At 53.8% G+C, this 6,545-nt stretch carries 6 protein-coding genes; 2 read left to right on the forward strand and 4 right to left on the reverse strand.

Translation table 11 applies throughout. The annotated features are described in order from the left end of the window. Both ELY33_RS02480 and ELY33_RS02485 read left to right on the forward strand, forming a co-directional pair. Nucleotides 1-687, forward strand: a 687-nt coding sequence (locus tag ELY33_RS02480; protein ID WP_126943443.1) for an ATP-binding cassette domain-containing protein, incomplete at its 5' end; no start/stop codon positions are given. Beyond that, the gene (locus tag ELY33_RS02485) at nt 677-1,483 is read left to right on the forward strand and encodes a metal ABC transporter permease (protein WP_126943446.1); all 807 of its coding nucleotides are present in this window, start codon (nt 677-679) and stop codon (nt 1,481-1,483) included. The genes ELY33_RS02480 and ELY33_RS02485, both read left to right, overlap by 11 nt. A gap of 177 nt (nt 1,484-1,660) precedes the next feature. On the opposite strand, the gene ELY33_RS02490 is transcribed toward ELY33_RS02485, so the two are convergent. From ELY33_RS02490 to ELY33_RS02510, 4 genes are all read right to left on the reverse strand, one after another. Continuing rightward, nucleotides 1,661-3,313 carry a methyl-accepting chemotaxis protein gene (locus ELY33_RS02490; RefSeq protein WP_126943449.1) on the reverse strand — a complete coding sequence of 551 codons (1,653 nt, stop codon included), beginning with the start codon at nt 3,311-3,313 and terminating at the stop codon, nt 1,661-1,663. Nucleotides 3,314-3,821: 508 nt separating this feature from the next. Next, nucleotides 3,822-4,433, reverse strand: a complete 612-nt coding sequence (locus tag ELY33_RS02495) for an exopolysaccharide biosynthesis protein (protein WP_126943452.1) — start codon at nt 4,431-4,433, stop codon at nt 3,822-3,824. Nucleotides 4,434-4,576: 143 nt separating this feature from the next. After that, entirely contained in the window at nt 4,577-5,431 is an 855-nt protein-coding gene (locus ELY33_RS02500) for a mechanosensitive ion channel domain-containing protein (protein WP_126943455.1), read from the reverse strand. A 370-nt stretch (nt 5,432-5,801) separates the two neighbouring features. Further along, nucleotides 5,802-6,545: sulfatase-like hydrolase/transferase (locus tag ELY33_RS02510; RefSeq protein WP_126943458.1), on the reverse strand; the 744-nt coding region annotated here is incomplete at its 5' end.

Here is a 6,545-nt window from a genome sequence, read left to right on the forward strand (position 1 = left end):
CAGCGCGTGCTGGACAATATCAACCTGGTGCTCGAACGCGGTCGGATTGTCACCTTGATTGGCCCCAATGGGTCCGGTAAGTCCACGCTGGTCAAGACACTGGTAGGCGCGATCAAACCGGCGGCTGGGCGGATCATATGCGCCCCCGATATCAGGATTGGCTATGTCCCCCAGCGCTTGCACTTGGACCCCACCCTGCCAATAACGGTACGCCGCTTCGTTAACCTGCCCAAACGGCATGCCAGCCGTGACATTGCCGAGGCGCTGGAACAGGCGGGTGCCGGGCACCTGCTGAATGCCGCCATGAATCACCTTTCCGGCGGCCAGCTGCAGCGCGTTCTGCTGGCCCGCGCATTACTGACCCGCCCTTCACTCTTACTGCTTGATGAAGCCACGCAGGGGCTGGATCACCGTGGCGTGGCCGATTTCTATCAGCGCATCGAACAGATTCGGCAGCGCTCCCAATGCGCGGTATTGATGGTCAGCCACGATCTGTATGTGGTCATGCGCACGGCCGATCATGTTATCTGCCTGAACGGGCACATCTGCTGTGAGGGGCAGCCCGAAAAAGTCGCGTCATCGCCCCAGTACCATGCACTTTTCGGTGACCAGACCGCCAGCACCTTGGCCTTTTATCGCCATCAACACGCTGACCACCACGATAAGGAGACGCGCCATGCTGGATGACTTCATGTGGCGTGCCGCCCTGGCAGGGCTGGGCGTTGGGCTGGCGGCCGCACCGCTGGGGTGTTTCGTCGTCTGGCGGCGGATAGCCTATTTTGGCGATGCCACCGCCCATGCCGCCATTCTGGGCGTAGCGCTCGCTCTGCTGTGGAATATTTCAATCTTCGCTGGCGTCGTCTCAATCGCCTTGCTGATGGCCATCAGCGTCTCGTTGCTGAGTGGCAAAGGCTATGCCATGGACACCTTGCTCGGCGTGATGGCTCACTCCGCCCTGGCCATCGGCTTGGTCGCCGTCTCCTTTGTTGCGGGCGTGCGAATCGACCTGCATGCCTATCTGTTTGGCGACATTCTCGCCGTGGGGAAAACCGACCTTGTGATTATCTGGTCCGGCGCCATTCTGGTCATTGGCCTGATGCTATGGCGCTGGCAGGCGCTGCTGACCGCCACGCTGAACGAAGAGCTCGCCCATGCCAGCCACATCAATCCGCGCCGTGAACAACTGGTATTAACCATCGCGCTTGCCATTGTGGTCGCCGTGGCGCTCAAGGTGGTGGGCGCACTGCTGATTGCTGCCCTACTGATCATTCCCGCTGCAACGGCGCGCCCCTTCAGCCGCACCCCCGAACAGATGGCCGTGATCGCCGCCGTGATTGCCATGGCTGCCACCACCGGCGGGCTTCGCGCGGCCTACACCTTTAATACCCCGACAGGCCCCACCATCGTCAGCTTGGCCGCGATGTTTTTTGTGATCAGCACCCTGGCATCACAAGGCTGGCAACGCTTTGCTCGCCAGCATTAACCACTGAAGTCTGATCTCTGTCACCTTTTTACTACCACTTTTTTCCTGTTACTTTTGCCGCCAGTAAGGGGTCAAGCGTCATGACCGATCTTGTTGCTCAACTTCCCGCTGCATGTCTTCTGCGAGCTAAACGATAGGCCAAGGAAGCGGCTTTACAATCCGGTGAGATGGATCTCCTCAGAAGCCTTCCCAATCAGGCGTCTTTTTTTGTGAGTTGCGCTGCAAAGCACCTACGGGTTTAGAGTGCATAAGAGAGGGAGTTGTAGCGCTGCCGCCACTGAGTTTGAAAGCTTCTACCAAACGGGTGAGTCGGGTTGCCTCTTGTTGAAGGGAGGCCGCAGAGTCGCTTGTCTGCGAAACGAGGGTGACGTTCTGTTGTGTCGCAGAATCCATCTGAGTAAGAGCGGTACCTACCTGTTGTATACCCGCCTCTTGTTCGCGCACCGCCAACGATATCTCATTCATTAGTCCTGATACCTGGCGGATCGCTTCTACTGTCTCCTGTATGCCATCGCCGCTGCGCACTGCTTGCTCGGCGCCATTAGCGATGCGCTGACTGATATCCTCAATCATTTGTCGGATTTCTTTGGATGAATCGGCAGTGCGACTAGCTAAATTACGAACCTCACTGGCCACGACCGCAAAGCCCCTTCCATGCTCACCGGCACGAGCGGCCTCTACCGACGCATTAAGGGCCAGAAGATTTGTCTGGAAAGCAATGGAGTCGATCACTTTGACAATCTCACCGACCTGGCGAGAGCTGGCCTCTAGTTCTCGCATCAACGTTACTGAATGCTGAACCTCCTGGATGCCCTTCTCGGCTTTCTCAGCCGCCTGGCTTGAAAGCGTGTCTGCATTACTGGTGGATTCACTGTTCTGGCGTACGATGGAAGACATTTCCTCCATGCTAGAAGCTGTTTCTTGCAGAGCGGAGGCCTGCTGTTCAGTTCGCGACGCTAGATCTTCGCTGCCAGAAGCAATTTGGCCCGAGGCAATATTGACATTGCGGGCACCGTCACGCACCGCTTGGAAGCTCTTATCCATTCGAGCAATAAACGCATCGAACTCGCAAGCCAACTCGCCAATTTCATCGCGTCGGTTACTCTCAATGCGAGCAGTGAGGTCGCCCTCACCTTCGGTAATATCATGGATTCGCCCGCTGACCTGTCGAATCGCCCGAGACATCAGATTTGGGCCTATCAGTGCGATGGCTAGGGTGACCAGTAATACCAGCGCGGTAAAACCCATCACCCAGCGCTGCTGTAGGGCAACGCCTGCAAGAGTCTCACTCTCAAGAGCTAAACCACGCGCGTCTGCACTTTCACCAGCAATATTGTAGAGCTCGCGCAAGGCATTAAAGGTTGCCAGAGAGTCACTTTCCATCTGAGTCTCAGCGGTCTCAATATTTCCCTGACGATGAAGATCAAAGACCTCCTGGGCAGCTGCTTTCCAGGAATCGAAACGCACTTCGAAGTCGCCAATTCCTTCACTGACCTGTGGATAGGCATCTAGTAACGTAAGAAATTCACGCATTCGATCATAGGCCTGCTGCGCGTTCTCGAGAAAAGCATCATGCTGATCACTAGCGGCCTGACTTTCCGGATCCTCACGCAAGACTTCTAATTCAGCTAATCGCGCTTGGTAAAGATCTCTGTCGGCGTTAAGCACCGCTGAAACTGCCGGATTGAAGGAGCCGCTAAAAGCAATCATGCGCTCACGCATCGTCTGGACAAGCAGACTATCAACCAACACCACCGCCAGCAGTGATAAGGCTACCAGTAAGAAAGCAAGCGTGTACTTCACATTGATCTTATGTAGCTTATCCAGCATGACATCACCATTTAATTATTATCGTTTACCGTGGAGGCTCTGTCTGTAATAAATAAAAACCTCGTTATTAAATAACTATCGGCCATGTTTCTTAAGAATTTAGGATTTTGAAAAATAATACTTGATGCAAACACTATTGAAGATAATGTCTTTATTTATCAATGGCGGTCTAAATGAGCAGGTGTTACGACCTGCGCCTGTGTGTCCGAAAAGCTGTAGCCACTTTAGTTGGCCTGCTCGGTATTGTGGATATCACCCAGGCAAAGACATTAATGGCTGCGTTAAAAGCGGCTGGAGATTAGCCAGGCTATCAGCAGGTTGGCGATCATCGAAGGGTAATCAGAAAAAGCGAACGGACGGCAATCACAGTGAGGCCTTCATGCCGGAAAGAATGGCGAAATCGACGAAACAGTAACCCATACGTGAGAAATGCCCAAGAACCATCAGTATCACTTTCAGCTTGCTGGCCGGCCTTGTATCCGTACTCAACTGGCGATCTTTTCACGGATCACGCTGAGATGAGCAGTGTTTCCTTAAAGAAAATTTCGATAAGCCGCCAGCTACCACCGATAATCGCTGTGGAAATAACCGCAGCAATGACAGCAAGGCCGAGCCCCGCAGCGACTGCGATACCATCTCGCTGAGCAATACCAAGCGACAGAATCAGTACTGCCAACCCAGGCAACGTATTTCCAAATGGAATCGGGAGTGCTATCAGCAAGGCCATGATAAAGATAACGACGCCGATGCTTCGAATAGCCAATGGCGTGATAAGACACCCCAGGCGCACGCTCAGGTGCCGCTCGAGTTTTTCGAGATGAGGGGTTGCTTTACCTAAAATCCGTTCCAGCTGTTGCCGTCCGATACGCAGATGGGCAATACCCGGCGGCAGCCGGATGCGCTTGGTGCCGATCGCCATCTGTATACCAATGAAGGCTAGCGCGGATCCAAATACCATGCCTGCGGGAATGCCTGGCGTGGGCACAATTGCCGGGATCGCAAAAAGCAATAGCACCAAGGGGGTGGCGCGTTCATCAAGGGCGGCCAGAATGTCGCCTAATGTGGGACGCTGATTTTTCAGATGACCAGGTAGAGCACGCAGTAAAGCGACCAAGCTCATTTCTCAAGCACTCCATCAACGTCGCAGGAAGAGCGACGTGGGGAATAATATAGTGAAGGCAGGTAAATAGGTATCGAGCGTTTCTGATTTTTTTGCTATTGCACCGTAAGCGTATTCCAGGGACATAGCATGGCGATTTCCGTTCACTCCCCCGCCGATACGCTCGCCATATTGCGCAATAGCCAGTAACGGCGCAGTACGGCATCGTTAATGGCCTGCTCCAGTTCAAAGGCACTGGAAGTAGGGCAAAATAGCGTGATGCCCAGACGCTGTTTCCCGATGTCCGTGGTGGCAAGCGTCACGCGAGGATGAGGTTCAGCGATATCAATGCCGCTGCGCTTTCTGATCAGTGCGCTGTAGCGTTCGGCCAACTCGGCATGGGGGATGTGTAACTTCGCCACCTCCTGCTCTAATGCCGGCAGAGCCGATCGCATGTCCACATCAGGTTCCAGAACGACGCAAACTTCGAAATACACCCACTTCTTGAAGAAGTTCTGGTTCCTGACTGGGGTGGTCAGAAAAACGCTGTTGGGAACCACGATTGTCTTGCCCGAGTATTCAAAGCGTCCCACGGGTCCGCCAATTTCCTGAAGGGTCGTTGCCAGCATGGTTTCGTCGACCACCTGACCACGCAGGTTGCCTATCTCAACCCAGTCTCCAATCTCGAAAGGCTGGTTTACAACGCGCAGCACGGTGCCCGACAGGCAGAGGATCAGCTCTTTGGTTGCGATAACTAACGCTACCGCGAAGGCGGTGATGGACAGCGCGAAGGCATGCAGAGAAGGCAACCAGATCAACACCAAGCCAACCAGGATAAGAACCACGGTGGCATTCCGGATCCGAGCTAGCCACACGCGGCGGTGATCAGACAAGATCTCTTTTTGGCCGCGTATAACACGCACCGCGAAAATGCGAAACAGGATGATAATGCACACAAGTGCTACCGAACTCACGCCACGGTTACTCAGTAGTTCCATCCAGAAAGAATTATCAGGCATGACGGTTTTGCTTTACCTCCTTAAAGATCAATGGTGAAACGCAAACATGCCATAGTGACGTTGCTGCGTCGATTAAGCAGGCTAGCGGTACCTTCTTCGTTTACAGATTACGGGACCCAACTAAGCCAGCCTTAGTGACATGATGGGCATGTGCTAAAGAAAGCATCGCCAACCTACTAGACTGGATTTCTGCCTATTCACGCCGCTGCGCGCTGTTGGTATTCAGATTGCAGGCGAGCGCATCTATGTTCCTGTGCGAGCTGAATTCACCATCGAACACGAACGGTCCGATGATGAAGAGGAGATTGAATTTCAGATCAAATGGCAAAAGGAATAAATCAGATCATTTGAACGTAACGTGCCCTTATCTTTAGCGATAGAACCGCGACAGAGCCTGGAGTACCGCGTTCGAAACAGTCGGATTGGGACGTACATCATCAAGTGCGTTCATTTGATAGTCATAGATCTCGAAAGACCCCGCCGGATGCACGGCGATCTGATACTCGGGCATTAAAATGCCATAGCCCATGTAACTCCCTGAGAGCATCCATTCACGCTTTACCTCTGGATCTAACAAGTTATGACCAAGGGTGTAGCGCTGCGGCGCAATTTCGCAGCCCAACACTTCTTCTAGTAGGGTCGGCGCGATATCGGCGTGATGAGAGCGCCGAGTGATTTTGCCGCCCGGATGCCTCGGCAAGTGCATTACCAATGGCACTTGTACCTGTTCTGGCGTGTAGTTGCTGCCATGGCCCCAATAGTTCTTGCCGTGCTCGTTGAAGGATTCGCCATGATCCGAGGTGATTACCACCACCGTGTTTTCCAGTAGCCCACGTGCATCCAGATCATCAAGGACGCGCCCTAGTTGCTGATCCACATAACGTGCCGCAGTCCGATAGCGATTCCAGTAAGGCTCAGGGTCGAAGTCGGGGCCCAAGGCCAAATGATTAATGCTCTCCCAGTAAGGCGTAAAGCGCTGAACCTCAGCTGGATGACTGTACCCGTGCACAGCATCGTAGAAGAGAAAGCTGAAAAAAGGGCGATCACTTGACCCCCGGCTCTCCTCTTCAGACCATGCCAGCCAACTCTCGGTGATCTGGCGATCTCGCTCCCA

This window comes from Vreelandella andesensis, from assembly GCF_003989795.1.
Lineage (GTDB): Bacteria > Pseudomonadota > Gammaproteobacteria > Pseudomonadales > Halomonadaceae > Vreelandella > Vreelandella andesensis.